At 62.5% G+C, this 19,295-nt stretch carries 14 protein-coding genes and 1 tRNA gene; 10 read left to right on the top strand and 5 right to left on the bottom strand.

Annotation, left to right across the window (positions count from 1 at the left end; all coding sequences use genetic code 11):
- Positions 1–229: 229 nt before the first annotated feature.
- A tRNA-Ala gene (locus HNQ40_RS00965) sits at positions 230–302 on the bottom strand.
- 140 nt (positions 303–442) lie between these two features.
- Between HNQ40_RS00965 and HNQ40_RS00960 the strand changes: the two genes are divergently transcribed.
- The 6 genes from HNQ40_RS00960 (at position 443) to HNQ40_RS00935 (ending at position 8,128) form a co-directional block, all read left to right on the top strand.
- Positions 443–1,075, top strand: a complete 633-nt coding sequence (locus HNQ40_RS00960; protein ID WP_184675476.1) for a YceI family protein — start codon at positions 443–445, stop codon at positions 1,073–1,075.
- The gene (locus tag HNQ40_RS00955) at positions 1,072–2,547 is read left to right on the top strand and encodes a YceI family protein (RefSeq protein ID WP_184675474.1); all 1,476 of its coding nucleotides are present in this window, start codon (positions 1,072–1,074) and stop codon (positions 2,545–2,547) included. The genes HNQ40_RS00960 and HNQ40_RS00955 overlap by 4 nt, the downstream gene beginning before the upstream one ends.
- A gap of 23 nt (positions 2,548–2,570) precedes the next feature.
- A complete protein-coding gene (locus tag HNQ40_RS00950; protein WP_184675472.1) occupies positions 2,571–3,080 on the top strand; it encodes a low molecular weight protein-tyrosine-phosphatase in 510 nt (169 codons plus the stop codon).
- A complete protein-coding gene (locus tag HNQ40_RS00945) occupies positions 3,077–3,931 on the top strand; it encodes a fructosamine kinase family protein (protein ID WP_184675470.1) in 855 nt (284 codons plus the stop codon). Before HNQ40_RS00950 ends, HNQ40_RS00945 begins: the two co-directional genes overlap by 4 nt.
- Before the next feature lie 48 nt (positions 3,932–3,979).
- A complete protein-coding gene (locus HNQ40_RS00940) occupies positions 3,980–4,639 on the top strand; it encodes a DUF2959 family protein (RefSeq protein ID WP_184675468.1) in 660 nt (219 codons plus the stop codon).
- Between the two features lie 228 nt (positions 4,640–4,867).
- Positions 4,868–8,128, top strand: coding sequence for an Ig-like domain-containing protein (locus HNQ40_RS00935; RefSeq protein WP_184675466.1), 3,261 nt, complete (start codon positions 4,868–4,870; stop codon positions 8,126–8,128).
- 524 nt (positions 8,129–8,652) lie between these two features.
- On the opposite strand, the gene metH is transcribed toward HNQ40_RS00935, so the two are convergent.
- Positions 8,653–12,225, bottom strand: a complete 3,573-nt coding sequence (gene metH, locus HNQ40_RS00930; protein ID WP_184675464.1) for a methionine synthase — start codon at positions 12,223–12,225, stop codon at positions 8,653–8,655.
- A gap of 207 nt (positions 12,226–12,432) precedes the next feature.
- Here metH and HNQ40_RS00925 point away from each other — a divergent pair, with 207 nt between their 5' ends.
- Together HNQ40_RS00925 and HNQ40_RS18010 are read left to right on the top strand one after the other, a co-directional pair.
- Complete coding sequence (locus tag HNQ40_RS00925; RefSeq protein WP_184675462.1) at positions 12,433–13,350, top strand: undecaprenyl-diphosphate phosphatase; 918 nt, start codon at positions 12,433–12,435, stop codon at positions 13,348–13,350.
- A 92-nt stretch (positions 13,351–13,442) separates the two neighbouring features.
- Positions 13,443–13,997 carry a hypothetical protein gene (locus HNQ40_RS18010; RefSeq protein ID WP_221435319.1) on the top strand — a complete coding sequence of 185 codons (555 nt, stop codon included), beginning with the start codon at positions 13,443–13,445 and terminating at the stop codon, positions 13,995–13,997.
- Between the two features lie 105 nt (positions 13,998–14,102).
- On the opposite strand, the gene HNQ40_RS00915 is transcribed toward HNQ40_RS18010, so the two are convergent.
- Positions 14,103–15,140 carry a glycosyltransferase family 4 protein gene (locus HNQ40_RS00915; protein ID WP_184675460.1) on the bottom strand — a complete coding sequence of 346 codons (1,038 nt, stop codon included), beginning with the start codon at positions 15,138–15,140 and terminating at the stop codon, positions 14,103–14,105.
- Positions 15,137–16,102 carry a UDP-2,3-diacylglucosamine diphosphatase gene (locus HNQ40_RS00910; protein ID WP_184675458.1) on the bottom strand — a complete coding sequence of 322 codons (966 nt, stop codon included), beginning with the start codon at positions 16,100–16,102 and terminating at the stop codon, positions 15,137–15,139. The genes HNQ40_RS00915 and HNQ40_RS00910 overlap by 4 nt, the downstream gene beginning before the upstream one ends.
- 351 nt (positions 16,103–16,453) lie before the next feature.
- Between HNQ40_RS00910 and HNQ40_RS00905 the strand changes: the two genes are divergently transcribed.
- Positions 16,454–16,774, top strand: coding sequence for a hypothetical protein (locus HNQ40_RS00905; RefSeq protein WP_221435318.1), 321 nt, complete (start codon positions 16,454–16,456; stop codon positions 16,772–16,774).
- Positions 16,775–16,893: 119 nt separating this feature from the next.
- Positions 16,894–17,946, top strand: coding sequence for a hypothetical protein (locus tag HNQ40_RS00900; RefSeq protein WP_184675454.1), 1,053 nt, complete (start codon positions 16,894–16,896; stop codon positions 17,944–17,946).
- Between the two features lie 83 nt (positions 17,947–18,029).
- On the opposite strand, the gene HNQ40_RS00895 is transcribed toward HNQ40_RS00900, so the two are convergent.
- The gene (locus HNQ40_RS00895) at positions 18,030–19,256 is read right to left on the bottom strand and encodes a glycoside hydrolase family 57 protein (RefSeq protein ID WP_184675452.1); all 1,227 of its coding nucleotides are present in this window, start codon (positions 19,254–19,256) and stop codon (positions 18,030–18,032) included.
- Positions 19,257–19,295: the final 39 nt, after the last annotated feature.

Below are 19,295 nucleotides of genomic sequence, written 5' to 3'. Positions count from 1 at the left end.
GATAATCTCTGTTTATTATTCCCAACGCTGCGCGTGATCAGGCCTATCAGAAAGAATGACCACAGCCTTTCTTCTGGGGCGATGCAATCGATGCATGGGTTGTGGCGTTGTAGGCGTGACACTCTCCGAAACGCATTGCGGTAATGACCGCATGGTGAGTTGCGTTCCGGTCAGCGCCGCCTGAGGCGGGTACGTGTTTAACTACACGTCTGACCAGTAGTTTTGCGAATGGAGCCAGCCGGGCTCGAACCGGCGACTTCCTGCTTGCAAAGCAGGCGCTCTCCCAACTGAGCTATGGCCCCTGCAGGGATGCACAGTGTAGCGAAAAGTTCTCGTTTGGCGAACGGGAAACGGCGGAGTGGGGGGCTATACTTGTTCGAACGTCTATGTCACGCGGCCGCGGCCGTTTCAAACCCTTTCGGATACTCAGGAGACCTCAACGATGATGCGATTCACACAGCGGACCTTGGCGGCGATGACGGCGGCGGCAATCACCCTTGGCGCGGGCCTGGCGGCCTCGGCTGAGCCGGTCGAGTTCGACTTCAAGGACCCCAAAGGTGTCAACGGCATCGTGTTCGTGGTCGACTCCGAGCTCGAACCCATCACCGGCATGATCGGTGGCGTGGCGGGCGTGGTCAGCTACGACCCGGCCGACCCCACTTCGTTCGACGGCGAAATCACCGTCGATATCGGTGAGATCTCGTTTATCCATGATGGCATGACCAAAGCCCTCAAGGGCGCCAAATGGATGAACTTCTCCGGCGAATTCCCCGCCACGCTGACCTTCGACAAAGTGGTCAGCGCCGAGCCGACCGACGACGAGGGCCACATGCTCGACGTACACGGCACCATGTCGTTCGGCGGGAAAGAGCTGCCGCTGTCGGTCATGATCGAAGTGACCCATGTGGCCGACGGCGCGGAGAAACGCGGAGGGGCAAAGTCCGGCGACCTGCTGGTGCTGCGTTCGATGTTCAACATCAGCCGCCTGGACCTGGGCATCAACGAAAACGCTCCCACCGATAAGGTCGGCGAAAAAATCACGGTCATGGTGCCGATCGCTGGGTACTCGAAATGAATCGGCTCTTTCCCACCCCCCGATGGTGTCAGCGGCTGGCGGTCTTGACCGCGTTGGTGTTGCTCGGCGGCGGTTCCGCGATGGCGGACGAGACGCCGGAAACACCTGCGGAGCAGCTGATCGTCTTTGTGCAGCCCGGCGCGTCGGAGTTGGCAGAACGCTTTGCCAGCAACGACCTGCCCGAGCTCGAGAAGTTGGCCAAGGCATCGGGTACCGCGCTGACCGTCCTGGAAGTGGGTGAGTCGGCGGGTGTTCCCGAGGGGGTGGGGATCACGCCGTTGATCGCGTACCAGAACCATCTGGGGCGATCGATTTACCAGGGGCGTTACGCGACGCCGGACCGGGTGCGGAACTTCATCCGCACGTCTCGTTTCCTGCCGCAGGAGGGCGCGACGCTGGTGCGTGAGTCGCTGCCGGTGTGGGATCTGGGTAACGCCAAGGTGGCCACGCCGATCAAGGTGACCGATCTGGTGTTGGGTGAAGGGGCGTCGGCGAAGGGCGTGGAAATCACCGCCGCGTCGATGGCCGAGGCGATCGGTTCGGCGGACGAGCGATTCGTCTGGCAGGACCGTGTCGATCTCGGGCGTAGCGACCGGATGTTCTACACCGACTACTACCCCTACCTAGCGGCGGACGGCACGCTTTACCTCAGCCTCGGGCTGTACTCGCAGTTCCATTGCCACGAGCCGGTGTTCACGCTGATGGACGGCTCGCTCAAGGGGCCGATCGATCAAGCGGACGAGGTGTTTGCGCGTGGCGCAAAAATCTTGGCCGACGAGATCGCACGCCAGCTCGGCGAGTCGCGGCTGGGCGATGGGTTTGACGTGGTGCCCAGCGGCACGCCCGTGGTGTCTTGGGAAGAGCTGGGTTTGCCGCTGCCGCCCAAGCCCGAAGGCGCGTCGGCCGAGGCGTTGGCGAACGTGGAGATCGTGCGCGAGTGGGTGGTTGATGAGTTGGCGCAGAACATGCGGCCGGCGGTGCAGTTCAAGTTCCCCGCACCGCTCGATGCGTATGCCGGCGAAGTGACTTCCGTGAGCGGCGAGTTGACGCTGGGCGAGGGGTTGTCGCTCGAAGGCATGCGCGGCCGATTTGTGGCCGACCCGTCGACGGTGACGATGGGCGAGGAAGACCTGGACGATTCGATCCACACCACGATGCTCGAGGTCGATTCGCACCCCGAGTCGTTCTTCGTGATCGAGAAGATCGAGACCGAGTTCGACCAGCCCGCCTTCGGCACGGTCGCCGCGGCGGTGATGCACGGCCAGTTCACGATGAAGGGGATCACGATCCCGCTCTCCGTGCCGGCGAGCATCGAGGCGTTCCTCGGTGAGGACGGCAAGCCGCGGCTGTCGATCGACGGCCGATGGGAGGTCCGCCTGCTCGACCCGTTCGGCATCGAGGGCCCGCCCGGCGACGCACCGACGAACGATACGCTTATCTACACCTGCCACCTCGTCTTCGAACCCGCGTGAGTTCGCCGGGCTATCATGCCCGCATGACTCAGGATTCCAAGAGCGTGCTGTTTGTGTGCATGGGCAACATCTGCCGATCGCCCACGGGCGAGGGGGTGTTCCAGGGGCTGGTCGATGAGCGTGGGCTTAGCCGGGACATCGTCGTCGACTCGGCGGGCACGATCGGCTATCACACGGGCAACCCCGCCGACCAACGCATGCAGACGGCGGCGGAGAAGCGGGGCTACCGTCTGACGAGCAGAGCCCGCAAGGTCACGCAGAACGACATCGAGTCGTTCACGCTGATCGTCGCGATGGACCGGGCGAACTACGACGACCTCGCGGCCATGACGATCAACGACGAGCAGCTCGGCCGGATCAAAATGCTGGGCGAGTTCTTGCCGGGCGTGTCTTGGAGCGACCGCGACGAAGTGCGCAGCGTGCCCGACCCGTACTACGGCGGGGCGGCGGGCTTCGAGGAAGTGCTCGACATGATCGAGTCGGCCTGCCCGGCGATCCTTGAACACCTCACCGGCGAAAGCGACGCCGCGTGAACCCCGACACCCAGCGCCAGATCGAGCGTGAGCTGGGCGCAAGCGTGACCCAGCGTTCTGCGGTTGGTGGCGGCGATATCAATCAGGCCGCGGCGTGGGAGCTCAGCGATGGGCGCGGGGTGTTCGTGAAGACCAATACGAATGCGGGGACGCTTCCGGGCTTGTTCGAAGCGGAGGCGGCGGGGTTGGATGCGTTGAGAAACGCGGCCGGGGCGCTCGGAGTCCCCGAGGTGTTGGCGGTGGGGCGGGATTATCTGGTGCTGGAGTTAATCGACATCGGGGGGAAGTCGGCCGATTTCGAGGAGAAGCTCGGACACGGATTGGCACAGTTGCACCAGCGATCACAGCGTGACGAGGGTTTTGGTTTCGAAGCCGACAATTACCTTGGGCGGCTGCCCCAGGGCAACACGATGTCGGAAGGTTACATCACGTTCTGGCGTGAGCGTCGGCTGTTGCCTTTGATCGAGCGTTTGTCGGCCTATCCGCAGGTGGTTGATCGGGGGCGGCGTTTGGCGGATCGGTTGGAAGACGTCTTGGCCGGTTCGGATGAGCCCCCGGTGTTGATCCACGGCGATTTGTGGTCGGGCAACGCGTGTGCCGACCGCGACGGCCGGGTGTGGATCTACGACCCGGCGTGCAGCTACACGAACCGCGAAGTCGAGTTCGGCATGACCCGGCTGTTTGGCTTCGGGTCGCGCTTCGAGGCGGCGTATCGGGAAGTCTGGCCGCTTCAGGACGGCTGGGAGCGGCGCGTCGAGATCTACCGCCTCCACCACCTGCTCAGCCACCTCTGGCACTTCGGCGGCGGATATGAATCGCAGTGTCGGGCGTTACTCGACCGGCTGGTATGATGCAAGCTCTGGAGCAATCGGGGAACTTTTTTTGATCAGGAGAACGCGATGTTATTCACAGCTCGAAACGTTGGTGTGTTGGTGGTGATGGCGGGGTTGCTGGTGGGCAGCGGTTGCACCTCAACCTACGTCGCGGCGTGGAAACAGCTCGGCTGGGAGTCGCGTGATCTGCTGGTCGATCAGGTGCAGGACACCCGCTCTCGACAAGAAGCGGCCAAGGTGGAGTTCACCAGCGCGTTGGATCAGTTCCGCGCGACGTATGAATTTGATGGCGGCGAACTCGAAGACGCGTACAAGAAACTGCAGAAGAGCTATGACCGCTGCTACGCCCAGGCGGACGACTTCCGCGACGAGATCGGCGGGGTCAAACGACTGGGTGCCGTGTTCTTCAAGGAGTGGGAAAGCGACATCGAGGAGCAGACCGTCCCCGAATACAAGAAGGCCATGATCAAGCAGCGTGACGACACCCAGGCGTCCTTCGATGCGATGGTCGCCAAGATGGACGAGGCGGCCGACAAGATGGACCCGGTGCTCGAGAGTTTTAAGGGGCGGGTGATCTTCCTCAAGAGTTCGCTCAACGCTCAGGCTTTGGCGACGCTGCAAGAAAACGCGGATGAGCTGGTCGACGGCATCGAGGCGTTGATCGCCGAGATGAACCAGAGCATCGCCGAGGCGGACGAATTCATCGCGGCGATGGGCGCGGGCTGATCCGAGAGGATTTGAATCTAGGGTCTTTGGGCAATCTGAGTCGTCTGCTGTAAACACCTAGCGCAAACCGCGTGATCGCGGGTTTTGTGCGCTGTTCATTTCGCTATACTCGATATCGATTCGCAAATTCCGCAGGACCGGGTGGTCGGTGGAGCACATCTAGTTTTCAGGAGAGGGAAGATGCATTTCTTTACGCGTGCTATCGATAGGTTTGTGGAGTGCGAGGGCATGCCGCAGTTTGAAGCGATGGAGCCGAGGGTGTTGTTCAACGCCTCACCCTACGCCGACCAGGACAACATCAGCATCATCAACGACAACGGCGCGGCGGTGGTGCTCGACCTCTTGAGCAACGACACCGACGCGGATGGCGACCCGCTGCGTATCGAATCAATCACCGACCCGCAGTTCGCCACCGCCGAGATCATCAACGACGGCCAGAACGTGCGGTTCACCCCGCAGGTCGGCCAGACCGATCTGGACTTCTTCATCTACACGCTGTCCGACGGCAACGGCGGGACCAACATCGCCTACGTCGTCCTCGACATCACGCTCGCGGCGGGATCGAACAACACGCCCTACGCCGACCAGGACGCGTTCAACGTCGAGAACAACGGCACGCCAATCGCGCTGGACGTGCTCGCCAACGACTCGGACCCGGACGGCGACCCGCTGTTCGTCTCGGCCATCCTCGAGGTGCAAAGCGGCTCGGTCGAGATTGTCAACGGCAACACCGTCTACACCCCCGCGACCGGATTCACCGGGCAGGACTTCTATGTCTACGAACTGTCCGACGGCCGCGGCGGTACCGACATCGCCTACTCGGTGATCCAGGTCGCTCCCGGCACGGCCAACGCCACGCCGTATGCCAACCCCGACGATGTGATCGTCGACCAGGGCCTTGGCGAGATCGTCATCGACGTCACCCTCAACGACAGCGACGACGACGGCGACAACCTGTCCGCCTCGCAGATCCTCCTCGCACCAGGCGCGGGCTCGGCCCGCATCGAGAACGGTCTGGTCTACTACACCGCGCCGGATGGCATCCTCGGCGACGACCCGTTCATCGTGCAGATCACCGACGGCCGGGGCGGGTTCGACTCGGCCAACGTCAACATCACCCTCCGCAACACCCCGCCCACCGCCGTGGACGACACGCTCACCCTTGAGCAGGACTCGGGCACCGCGTCGGTCGGCGTGCTGGCCAACGACTCGGACCCCGGCGGCGATGCGATCTCGATCGACTCGGTCACGCAAGGTGCAAACGGCTCAGTCGCCATCAGCGGCTCTGACCTGCTCTACACCCCGCAAGCGGGCTTCAGCGGAGCGGACAGCTTCACCTATACGATCATCGACGCCAACGGCGCGACCGCCACGGCCAACGTCGCGGTGACCGTCGAGGCCGTGAACCGTGGCACGCTTGCCCTCGGCGGATCGAGCTTTGACGTCGTAGAAACCGACGCCCAGGTGGTCATCCCCGTCCGGCGCACCGGCGGATCGGACGGGCGGGTCGAAGCCGACTTCGTCGTGATCGACGGCACCGCGCTGGCGGGCGCGGACTACGTCGCGGCCTCGGGCACCGTGGTGTTTGAAGACGGACAGACCGTCGCCGAAATCCGCATCGACCTGATCAACGACACCGACATCGAGGGCACCGAGTCCTTCGGCGTGTCGCTCGACCGCGTCGGCGGCGGAGCGGGGCTCGGCGCACCACGCACGGCCCTGATCAACATCGAAGACGATGAACAGCCCATCGTCGGCAACGGCCTGCTGGGCGAGTACTTCGACAACCAGAACTTCACCAACATCGCGCTGCGTCGCAACGACCCGACGATCAACTTCAACTGGGGCGGCGGCTCGCCCGACCCGGTGCTCGGGGCCGACACGTTCAGCATCCGCTGGACGGGCCAGGTCCAGGCCGAGTTCACCGAGACCTACACCTTCCGCACCGTGAGCGACGACGGCGTCCGCCTGAAGGTCAACGGCCAAACCGTCATTGACAAGTTCATCCTACAAGGGGCGACCTCGCACACCGGCTCGATCGATCTCGTGGCGGGCGAGAAGGTTGACATCGAGATCGAATACTTCGAGGCCGGCGGCGCCGCGGTGATGGAGCTGTTCTGGTCGAGCGCCAGCCAGGTGGAAGAGCTCGTCCCGACCGCAGCGCTCTTTAGCGAGACGGCGGTGCCGGTCGAGCAGTTGACCAGGCTAGAAACCGAGGTCGTCGTGTCCGGGCTGAGCCAGCCCACCGCGATCGAGTTCACCGCCGACGGCACCATGTTCATCCTGCAGAAGGACGGCCGGGTCTACACCGTGGCCCCGGGCGGCTCGACGCCGACGCTGTTCGTCGACCACCGCGCCGCGGTGAACAACGTGCGGGACCGCGGGGCGCTGGGCCTGGCGCTCCACCCCGACTTCCCGAACACGCCCTACATCTACATGGCCTACACCTATGACCCGCCCGAGACCGTCGGGCAGTCCGGCTTGGCCGCGCCGGATCAGTTCGGCAACCGCGGCGCCCGCGTCAGCCGGTTCACCGCCGACGCCAGCACCGGCTACACCACCGCCGTCGCGGGCAGCGAACTCGTGATCCTCGGCACCAACTCAACCTGGGACAACATCGTCCGGCCCGACCTCGACTCCACCGGAAACTTCAGCCTGCCCCCGTCCGGCTACGACGAAAACGGCGACCCCATCCGCGACTTCATCGCCACCGACAGCCAGAGCCACACCATCGGCGGCCTGGACTTCGGCCTCGACGGCAGCCTCTACGTCACCATCGGCGACGGCACGTCCTACGGCAACGTCGACCCACGCACCACCCGCGTCCAGGACATCGATAACCTCTCGGGCAAGGTCCTCCGCGTCGATCCGCTTACCGGCCAGGGCCTGAGCGACAACCCGTTCTACGATGGCGACCCCGACAGCAACCGCTCGAAGGTCTACGCCTTCGGCCTGCGTAACCCCTACCGCAACGCCATCAACCCCAACACCGGCGAGCTCTACATCGGCGACGTCGGCTGGAACCGCTGGGAAGAAATCAACGTCGCTTCGGCTCCGGTCGGCCTCGGCGGCGCGGGCGGCGGCGAGAACTTCGGCTGGCCGTACTACGAGGGCGGCAACGGGGTGAGCCTGCAGCAGGTCACCGGCTACCAGAACCTCAGCGAGGCCCAGGCCTTCTACGCCTCCAACCCCGATGTCACCGCGCCGTTCTGGGCCAAGTCCCACAGCGACGGCGCCCGAGCCATCATCCTGGGCGACTTCAACACCGGCAGCACCTACACCGGCTACGAAAACGCCTTGTTCTTCCTCGACTACCAGAAGCCCACCATCCAGGCTGCGCTGTTCAACGCCGACGGCACGTTTGACCGCGAGGTGACCGCCGCCGACACCCCCGGCAACGTGGTCGAGATGACCATGGGCGTGGACGGCTTCATGTACTGGGTCGACCTCAACGGCAACGTCGGCCGACTCACCTTCCCGTCGGTTTAAGCCGGAACGACGGGCCAATTCGATCAGGGAACATCCCGCCCCGAGGCGGGCGCTGGGCGAGCTGCGCTTCTTGATGCTCCTTGTGGCCGACTCCCCCAGCCCCGCCCCGGGGCGGTGGTTGTTCGATAGGGCGCAATAGAATGTGAAAATAGAATCGCAATTTACTTTGCTTCGAGACATTCCTCGCCGGCTAAGTAAACTTATTGATATGGAATAACGAACCAAAACTACGCTCGTAGCAATATGGATTGTGTTTCTAATGACACTCTTGGCGGCGGTGACTCCAATTGGAGTTGTCCTTGGCGTATCTTGGATGGCCGAGTCTGTGTTTAATCACACCCCAGCCGATCCGTTCGAGCCACATATTATGACGTCAGTGTATGGCGGGTTATTACTTGGACTAATGATATTCGTGCTAGGGGTAACGCTGGGCGTTATTTATTGGAGAAAAAACACTGGTCCTCGAGCGAGTTGAGAAAGTGATAGATGAAGCGGTGAGCGAGTAAGCGACATTGTCGTGAAGCCTAAAGATTGAAGTACTTCGCATCCGGGTGGTGGACGACGATGGCGCTCGTGGATTGCTCGGGGTCGATCTGCCAGTTCTCGGTGAGTTCGCAGCCGATGCGTTCGGGCTTGAGGAGGCGGAAGAGGATTTCCTGGTCCTGCATTTCCGGACACGAGGGGTAGCCGAAGCTGTAGCGACTGCCGCGATACTTCTGAGTGAAGAGTTGTTTGATCTTCGGGCTGTCGTCGTTGCCGATGCCCAGCTCGGCGCGGATGCGTTTGTGCCACAGTTCGGCGAGGGCCTCGGCGCATTCGACGCCCATGCCGTGAGCGTAGAGGTACTCGGTGTAGTTGTCGGCGTCGAAGTACTCCTTGGCGACGCGGCTGATCTCTTGGCCCATGGTGACGCACTGCAGCGGTAGCACATCCTTCTTGCCCGAGTCCACGGGCAGGAAGAAGTCGGAGATGCACAGGCGTTTGCGCTCGTGTTGGCGGGGGAAGTTGGTGAAGCGTTCGATTTCCTTGTCGTGGTCTTCGGGGTCGTAGATCACCAGGTCATCGCCGTCGGCGTTACACGGCCAGAAGCCATAAACCACTTTGCCCTGCAGGATGTTCTGCGCTTTCATGTCCCGCTTGTAGCGGTCGAAGATCGGGCGGACCTCGTCTTCGAGCTGGGCGTCGTACTCGGCCGAGGACTTGCTGCCACGGACGAACTGCCATTGAGTCTTAAAGAGGGCGGTCTCGTTGACGTAGGGGTAGATCTGGTCGAGGTCGATGTCTTCGACGACCCGGCTGCCGTAGAAGGGCGGCGTGGGGACGTCGTCGAGGATCTTGGTGTCGGAGCGGGCAGGGAGGGTGGCGACACCGCCGTCGGCGGCCTTGCGCTCGTCGGCTCGGGCCTGGAGCTCGGCGACCTTTTCTTCTTTCACCTCACGCTTGGTCTTACGTTCTTCGATCTCGGCTTCGAGTTCGTCGAAGCGGTTGGCGCAGACGTAGTCCATGAGGCGAAGGCCTTCGAAGGCGTCGGTGCCGTGGTAGGTCTTGCCTTCGTAGGTGTCGCGGAGGTGGCCTTCGCAGTAGGAGCGTTGCAGCGCAGCGCCGCCGAGGATCATGGGGACCTGGATGCCGAGGCTGTTAAGTTCCTTGAGGTTTTCTTCCATCACGTTGACGGACTTCACGAGCAGGCCCGACAAGCCGATCGCGTCAGGCTTGGTCTCGTGGTACTTGGCGACGATCTCGTTGATCGGCACCTTGATGCCGATGTTGTGCACGGTGTAGCCGTTGTTGGTCAGGATGATGTCGACGAGGTTCTTCCCGATGTCGTGGACGTCGCCGCGGACGGTGGCGAGCAGCATGGTGCCCTTACCCGCGTCGTCTGTTTTTTCCATGTAGGGTTCGAGGCAGGCCACGGCGGCCTTCATGACCTGGGCGGACTGCAGCACGAACGGCAGCTGCATCTGGCCGCTGCCGAACAGGTCGCCCACGACGCGCATGCCGTCGAGAAGGTGGTCGTTGACGATGTCCAGCGGGGGGTATTTCTCACGGGCTTCGTCGAGGGTTTCTTCGAGGCCCTGCTTTTCGCCGTCGATGATGTGCTTGCGCAGCCGTTCTTCCAGTGGGAGGTCGGCGAGATCGACCTTGGTCGACTGCACTTCGGCTCCGTCGGGATACAGGTTGATGAAGATCTGCAGCGGGTCGGTGGTCTCGCTGCCGTCTTCGAGCGTGACGGGCGACGCGGCGTCCCGGGCATAGAGCACATCCAGCGCTGCGTCCCACTGCTCTTCAGGGATGCGGTTTTTGGGCAGGATCTTGCTGACGTGCAGGATCGCGCTGGTCATGCCGGCCTGGACCAGTTCGTAGAGGAACACGCTGTTGAGCACCTGCCGGGCCGCGGGCTTGAGGCCGAAGCTGATGTTCGACAGGCCGCAGGTGATCTGGCAGTTGGGGAAGCGCTCGCTGATGAGGCGGGTGCCTTCGATGGTTTCGAGGCCCGAGTGTTTGTCCTGCTCCATGCCGGTGGAGACCGGCAGGACCAACGGGTCGAACATCAGGTCTTCTTCTTTGAGGCCGTACTTCTCGGTGGCGAGCTTGTGCATCCGCTCGGCGATCGACAGCTTGCGCTCGCGCGTCCGCGCCATTGCTTCTTCGGGGTCTTCGTCGATGCAGCCGAGCACGAGGCCTGCGCCGTACTGCTTGGCGAGGTTGCACATCACGGCGAACTTCTCTTCGCCGTCTTCGAGGTTGCCGGAGTTAATGAGGCATTTGCCGCCCGCGGCCTTGAGGCCCGCTTCGATGGTGGCGGGTTGGGTCGAGTCGAGCATGAGCGGGGCGTTGACCTGCTGCACGAGCAGGCCGACGATTTTCTGCATGTCCGCGACGTTGTCACGCCCGGCGTAGTCGACGTTGACGTCGATCACGTGCGAACCTTCGCGGACCATCTCCTTGGCCAGCGACATGATCTCGTCCCAGTTTTCCTCTTCGAGCAGGCGTTTGAACTTGCGCGAGCCCGAGGCGTTGGTGCGCTCGCCGACGTTGAGGATCGAGTTGTCCTGGCGGTACTCGACCGCGCCCATGAGTGAGGCGATCTGAGGCTTCCAGGGCTTCTTCTCGACCTCGGCGGGCGGGGTGTCGAGGCCGACGTGTTCGGTGAGGGCCTTGATGTGGCCGGGCGTGGTGCCGCAGCATCCGCCAACGACGTTGAGTCCGGCGGTCTTCACGAAGTCGGCCATCTTCTCGGCGAACGGCTCGGGCTGCAGCGGGAAGATCGTCTTGCCCTCGACCAGCGTGGGCAGACCCGCGTTGGGCAGCAGGCTGATGCCGCGGTCCCAGTTCTTGGCGAGGTAGTTGACGTGCTCGGCCATCTCGACCGGGCCGGTCGCGCAGTTCATGCCCAGCGAGTAGATCGGGTAGTCACGCAACGCCGCAACGACGCCCGCCATGTCGGTGCCGACGAGCGTGGTGCCGAACTGCTCGATGGTGACCTGCACCATGATTGGGATGGAGGTTTCGTCGGCGATGCTTTCGGGCGTGCCGGTGTCGGGCTTCAGGCCTTTTTCTTCCAGCACGTTGAGCGCCGCGTTGAGGGCACATTTGACCTGCAGGATGTCCTGCGCGGTTTCGAGCAATAAAACGTCGGCGCCGCCGTCGAGCAGGCCGCGGACCTGCTCTTCGTAGGACTTGAGCATCTCGTCCCAGCCGATGTTGCCGAGGGTGACGAGTTTGGTGCCCGGGCCCATCGAGCCGACGACGAACTTGGGGCGTTCGGGTGTGGCGTATTTGTCGCAGGCCTTGCGGGCGACCTGGGCGGCGAGGACGTTGAGCTTGTACACCTCGTCGACCAGGTCCTGGTCTTCCATGGTGTGGAGCTGGGCGTTGAACGAGTCGGTCTCGACCGCGTCGCTGCCCGCTTCGAGGAACGACTCGTGGATGCCCTGGATCACCTCGGGTCGGGTGAGCAGCAGGACCTCGGTGCAGTTCTCCCGGCCGAGGTAGTCACGCTCGAGGTCCAGGTCCTCGATGTTGTGGATCGAGGTGCCCATCGCGCCGTCGAGGAAGAGGACGCGTTTCTGCAGTTGTTGGGTGAAGAGGCTCATGTGCGGGTTTCTCGGCCGGGGGGCGGCTGGCGGTTAATTCATCCTATTATCCGGATGAAATGATATACGATGTGTTTGGGGTTTCAAGTGTAGTCCCAACAAGTTATTAACCGATGCCTCTGGCGGCGGGGCGAAACGGTGGTACGCTTGGCCCAGTTCGGCCCCGGCGGGCCGAAAACCGCGATCAGGACACAGGAAACCCATTTTATGACATGGTGGCAAGCGATCATTCTCGGCGTGGTGGAGGGGCTGACCGAGTATCTGCCGGTGAGCTCGACCGGGCACCTGCTGGTGGTGCAGGCCCTCCTGGGCATCGGGACCGAGTCGGCCGAGGCCAACGCGGCGGCGAATGCGTACGCGATCTGTATCCAGGGCGGGGCGATCATCGCCGTGCTCGGGCTGTACTGGCGGCGGGTCAAGCAGTGTTCGATCGGCTGGGCGGGCAAGGTCGGCGTCGGCCGTGGCGACGAGGCGGGCTTCCGCATCGGGCTGAACATGCTCGTGGCGTTCATGCCCGCGGCGGTGATCGGCCTGCTGTTTGACGACTGGATCGAAGAGAAGCTGTTCGGCATGTGGCCGATCGTGATCGCGTGGTTTGTCGGCGGCGTCGCGATCCTCGCCACGGTGTGGTGGAAGAAACGCAAGGGCGACACCGGCGAAAAGGGCCAGGGCCTCGACGCGATGACCTGGCGGATGGCGCTGGCGATCGGGTTGATCCAGTGCATCGCGATGTGGCCGGGCACGAGCCGATCGCTGGTAACGATCGTCGGCGGCGTGCTCGTGGGTATGTCGCTCGCCTCGGCGGTGGAGTTCAGCTTCCTGCTGGGCGTCATTACGCTGTGCGCCGCGACGGTGTACAAGGCGGTGCTCGACACGGCGGTCGTCATGGTCGACGGCCAACCGCAGGAGATGATGATGGTCTTGGCGATGGCCGAGCAGTACGGCTGGGCGAACATGATCATCGGCAGCGTCGCCGCCTGGGCCTCGGCCGTGGCGGCAGTGACCTGGATGGTCGCCTACCTCAAGAAGCACGGCATGGAAGTCTTCGGCTACTACCGCATCGCCATCGCGGTGATTGTGGCGGGGTTGTTGTTGGGTGGCGTGTTAGAGGCATCGCAGCACTGAAGTGTTCAGCCTTTCGATCTTTTTAGTTGGTTCGTAACATGGCTCTGTATTGATTAGTGATATCGTCTAGCGACCGGAAGGTTAGGGATCACATGAATTTAAAACTCGGGGTTGATGGCTATCCTGTGCTAGACCAATTTAGTGCTGACGGCTATGTCGATTTAACTTTTCAGATCACAAGGCTTGCGGATGAAGGTGACTTCTATTCCTTGAGCCTAGCTGCATCGTATTGCGATGAAGTACTCGGTATGGAAATTACCTTTGACCGCACGATCGAGAGCGGGTTTGACAATGATATGAATCTGATCAACGCACACGTCTATCGAAAAGGTGTGAGCTTCATTAGGTCTGGTGCTGAGAGCGATCGCCTGATCTCTGCGATAGGCCATCTATACGGAATGGGCTCAGATCTCAATGGAATGGTCGATCGAGAAAGCTTTACTGCGATTGCGCTTCACCAAGGTGATTTAGATTTTTCAAATATGTGCGTGAAGTTGAAGCTTTTTGGTAAAGGCGGAGAGCCTCTTGATGAAGAGGCCTACTACGAATCTTTTCTAAATGTCGATTTAAAGAACCGCCTCGTATATTGGAATGAGAAGGATATTGATTACAGAAAATCCTTACTTGAGGCATTGACTCGTAAATGAGCTGTATTTGTTAAGCCCAAGTCCGTAGGTCAGGCATGCCTGCCTGACGGGGAGTCACTGTGAATCGGTGTCAGGCAAGCATGCCTGACCTACGAAAACCATGTTTTATGCCGAGGCCGCGACCGCGGTCTGTGATGCAGGTCGTTCAATGCGTTGCACCGTCTCGAGCACGATCTCCGCACAACGGCCCCAGGAATTTTGCAGGGCGTAGTCGCGGCAGTCCTGGGGGTTGAGGTGGACCGCGTCGAGGCAGGCTTGGCGGAGGTCTTGGTTGAGCACGCCGGTGACGCCGGGCTCGACGACGTCGATGGGGCCGGTGACGGGGTAGGCGGCGACTGGGAGGCCGCTGGCGTTGGCTTCGAGCATGACCACGCCGAAGGTGTCGGTCAGGCTGGGGAAGACGAACACATCCGCGCTGGCGTAGTGGCGGGCGAGGTCTTCGCCGAACTGGTAGCCGGTCCAATGCACATCGGGGTACTGCTTTTCGAGCTTGGCTTTTACGGGCCCGTCACCAACGACGACTTTCGTGCCGGGCAGGTCGAGCTCAAGAAAGGCTTCGATGTTTTTCTCCACCGCAACACGACCCGCGTTCAGAAAGATCGGCCGGGGCAGGTCTTCGAAGAGCGTCTTCTCCTGCATGCGGAACAGCTTGGTGTCGGCCCCGCGGGACCAGGTCTTGGCGGTGGGCAGGCCGTTGGCGTGGAGCTCATCGACGACGGTCTGGGTGGGGGCGAGGGTGGCGTGGGCCTTGCCGTGGAACCAGCGGATGAATTTGTAGGTGGCGAATTTGGGGATGCCGAAGTAGGCCTTGAGGTAGTGGGGGAACTGCGTGTGGTAGCTGGTGGTGAATGGCAGCTTGTTGCGGAGGCAGTACCGCCGACCGGCCCGGCCGATGGGTCCCTCGGTGGCGATGTGGATCGCGTCGGGCTGGTACTCGTCGAGGGTTTTGTACGTCTTGCCGTAGGGCCAGATCGCCAGGCGGATCTCGGGGTACTTCGGGGCGCCGACGGTCTTGAACATCCCGGGGTGGATGATGGTGAACTCGTGGCCACGCTTTTCGGATTCGGCGATGACGTGCTGCCAGGTGCGCACGACCCCGTTGACCTGTGGTTCCCAAGCGTCGGTCAGCAATGCGATTTTCATTGGTGTTTTCCGTTGGTCGTCGCCGAGGGGATCACCAGTTCTGCTTCGCTCGCCTGGGCTTGCGCCGTCTCCGGACGGCGGCGGCTCCGGTTGTGTCCCATCGTTACGCGCCATTGTTCACCCAGATCAAGGCCCCGGTCGCTGCGGATCAGCTCGTGGAGCGAGGGCGGGTCGGGTTGGCCCAGAGCGGCCTGGTCACGGGCGAGCATGTCTTCGACGGCCTTGATGCCGTCGATCACTTCCATGCGGCCGTCGTGGTGCTCGACCATGGCGGTGCAGCTTTCGACCCAGTCGCCGCAGTTGTAATACGACGTGGGGTGCTCGGAGTTCGCTTCGCGGGCGGCGGGCTCGTGGATGTGGCCGCAGACCACGCCGTCGAGGCCGCGTTTCTCGGCTTCTTGAGCAAGGGTTTCTTCGAATTTGCTGATGAACATGCAGGCCGATTTGACCTTGCCCTTGATCGTCTTGGACAGCGATTGGTAGGGCAGGCCGAGCTTGACGCGCGCCTGGTTGTAGCGGCGGTTGAAGGCGATGAGCGCTTCGTAGGCCTTGCCGCCGAGCATGGAGACGAAGCGGGAGTGCTTGACGACCAGGTCGAACTGGTCGCCGTGGATCACCAGCAGGCGGCGGTCGTCGGCGGTGACGTGCACGGCGTACGGCAGCACGCGGATGCCGCCGAAGTCCGAGTGGAGGAACTGCCGGGCGGCCTCGTCGTGGTTGCCGGGGACGAGGACGACGTCGGTGTGGTGCTTGGTCTGGTTGAGGATGCGGCGGAGCACGTTGTTGTGTTCGCCGGGCCAGTACCAGCGCTGCTTGAGCCGCCACATGTCGACGATATCGCCGACCAGGTACAGCCGATCGCAGCGGACGTACTTAATGAATTTCGAGAGGGCGGCCGCCTGGCATCCGCGGCTGCCCAGGTGCGTGTCACTGATAAATACCGTTCGGTAGTCGAGCGTCATCCTGCGTCTCCGTGGGGTCACACCACTCGCCCGCGCGTCCTTGCCCGGGGCCAAGTGTGGGATAACCCATCCTTGGCGCAGAACTATCGGCGGCATGTGTGAGCCGTTGATGCAGACCGCATGAGAAAAACGTGAATAACCTCGAGAAAACGACGTAACCCAAGGTGAAGCTGGGGGAAACGGGGGGTGTTTTCCCATTCTTGAACTTTGGTGGGGTGTTAACCTAGGGCCAACAAAGAACCGTGATCATCGGCCGTGGGGCCCCAACGAGGAGACACCATGTTGGATTCAGCAATGTTCGGTTACTCGACCCATAGTGGTAGCAGCTCGAGTGGCGAGAGCCAGCGACGCATGAAAGACAAGGTCCGCGAGGCCGGTGCTTCCCGGCGGACCCAGCGCGATGTGCAGTTCCTCGAAGACCGCTTCGAGCGTTTGTCTCTGGTCTGCATGGCGATGTGGTCGCTACTCCAGGACAAGACCAATCTGACGGAGCAAGACCTGCTCGATCGCGTGCAAACCATCGATCTGATGGACGGGCAGGCGGACGGCAAGGCCACCAAGGTCGGCGTGGTCAAGTGCCACAAGTGCTCACGCCCGATGTCCGAACGGCACATGCGATGCATTTACTGCGGTGCCGAGAAGCGGGCGAGCAGCGCGTTCGACCGGGTGTGAAGCTCCAGATTGCGTAACACGCGTTAGCCGCGGGGCTTGACCCCGCGCGTCGGTTCGCTTCAACCCGAACCGCAACCGAGGGATCGAATCGCCCAAACGGTCGATATCATGTTTGGATGATGCGAATTCTCCTTTTGGCCCTGGTGGTGTGGTCGGCCGCGGCGGTGCCCGCGTGGTCGCAGGACACGCCTCGGGCGTTCGAGGCGGTCGATAGTCTAGGCGAAGTGGTGGACGGTCAGGCTCAGGCCGGGGACGTGTTGGCGACGCTGGCGTGGGAGGGCGGGCCGTTTGCGTTCGAAGTCCACGAGACCCCGCGCCAGGAATTCGATGCGGTGGTCACATTCGCTTCGCCCAAACCCAGCGGGGATGAGGGGATCGATACGGCGGTGCTGCGTTGGTATCGCCCCGCAGAAGCTCAGGCGGATGATGGACGGGGGCCTGATGCCCAAGGGCCCAAGAGCCCGGCCGTACTGTTGGTCCACACGCTCCACCCCGACCTGCCGGTAGCGACGTTACTTGCCAGAGGTTTGAAGCAGCGCGGCGTGCACGCCTTTGTCATCGAACTGCCCGGGTACGCCAGCCGGGTGGAAGAAGACCGGAAGTTCACCGGGGTGACCACGCTGGTTAACGCGGCTCAGGCGGTGGGCGACTGCCGACGGGCGTACGATGTGATCTGCGCTTTCGACGAAGCGGGCTTGGCGGACATCGACAACGACCGCATCGCCATCCAGGGCACGAGCCTGGGCAGCTTTATTGCGACCTCGGCCGCGGCGCTCGACGGCTGCTTCAACCAGACATTCCTCTTCCTGTCGGGCGGCGACGGTGTGGACATCCTCGAGAACGGCCAGAAAGACGCGTTCCACGTCCGGGGGGCCTTGCAGCACTACGGCTACTCCGGCGATAAGCTCCGCGCTCTCATCGATCCGGTGGAACCCCTGCACATCGCCCACCGCCTGGACCCGAAATCGACCTGGATGTTCAACGCGAAAGACGACACGGTGGTGCCCGCAAAAAACGCGGAACTGCTGTCTCAAGCCATCGGCCTCGAAGACTCCCACCACGTCTGGCTGAACGGCAACCACTACACCGCGTTCATCCTCCTGCCCGGCGTGTTGGACCGCATGAAAACCGAGATGGGCGTCGACGTGGCGAACCCGGCGGCCGGGAAATGAACATCTCGTTGTTTACGGATTCGCTGCCCGTAGCCGCTTGCGGCTTAGCGGGTCGCTGTGAGTTGCGCTAAGCCGCAAGCGGCTTACGCCAGAGCGGCCGAGGCGTCGCAGCGCGCCCGCAGGTTGTCGAGCACGTTCATGAAATTGATGTAGCTGTCGTACGGCGATTCGTACGGGCTGAAATACTGGTGCACGTCGCCGTCGGCGTAGTACTTGGTGCACATGTAGTAGAAGTGGTCGGAAGTGCTCAGCCGACGCCAGTCGCGGTAGGCCTCGGGGTCGGAGCAGTTGATGGCGGATTCGCGGAGCTTGTACAGCTCGTTCAGGGCCGAGGCCTGCATCGCGTTGCCCGCCCAGGCCGAGAGGTCGCGTTCACTGTCGGCCCAGCTGATCGACTGCGGGCAGTCGAACGTGTCCACCGGCTCAAACTCGTCGATCGATTCACGGGGGGTCAGGAAACGCTGTCCCGAGGAAAGTATTGCGCCGGGGAGTTCGGCGAGGAAGTCGAGGATGCCGGTGTCTTTCCACTGGTGTTCGCCGAACGTCTCGAAGTCCATGAAGAGGTTGCACACGCTCTCGGAGATGTCCCCGCCGGTTTTCGCGGCTTCCTGCTCTTCCAGCGAAGCGATTTTCGCGGCGTACCGCGTGGCTTTGAGCTTCACGCCCGGTGAGATCGGGTTGGTGAAGCGGAACGCGATGTCGTCGCTGAGCTCGTAGTTTTTCAGCAGAAGGGGAAGGCCCTCGGGCGAGCCGTACACCCGGTTGGGCGAGCGGCCGGCCAGGACCTGGTCGGCCCCCTCGGTCAGCACGCCGCGGAACCGGCCGCGGAAAGGCTCGGCGTGGTCCACCAGGCTCGCCAACGCGTTGCTGTAGATCAGTTCGGTGTTGCGGAAGACCACCGGCGTCTGGCCGAACAGGTCGTCGATCACCTCGGAGTGGCGGAGCACCTGGCTGATGAATTCGTCGTGGTTATAGATCGACGCCAGCGAGTGGTCGTAGGTCTCGGAGAGAAACTCGACGCAGCCGGTCTGAGAGAGCTTGCGGAAGTTGTCGACTACATCCGGGGAGTGTTGGCGGAGCTGATCGAGCACGCAGCCGGTGATGGAAAACGCGAGGCGGAAGTCGCCGGCGTGTCGTTTGACCTGCTGGAGCAGGATGCGGGTCGCGGGGAGGTAACACTTGGCCGCGACTTTGCGCAGGATCTGTTCGTTGGCGTCGTCGTCGAAGTAGTGGGAGCTGGCATCGAAGACGCTGTACCGTCGCAGGCGGTGGGGCTGGTGAATCTGGAAGTAAAGGTTGACGGCGGTCATGCGGCATCATCTTAACGCGAACGTGTGGCCCGCGATGGC

The organism is Algisphaera agarilytica (assembly GCF_014207595.1).
GTDB classification, from domain to species: Bacteria; Planctomycetota; Phycisphaerae; order Phycisphaerales; family Phycisphaeraceae; genus Algisphaera; species Algisphaera agarilytica.
This window is presented reverse-complemented; position numbering and strand designations above follow the sequence as displayed.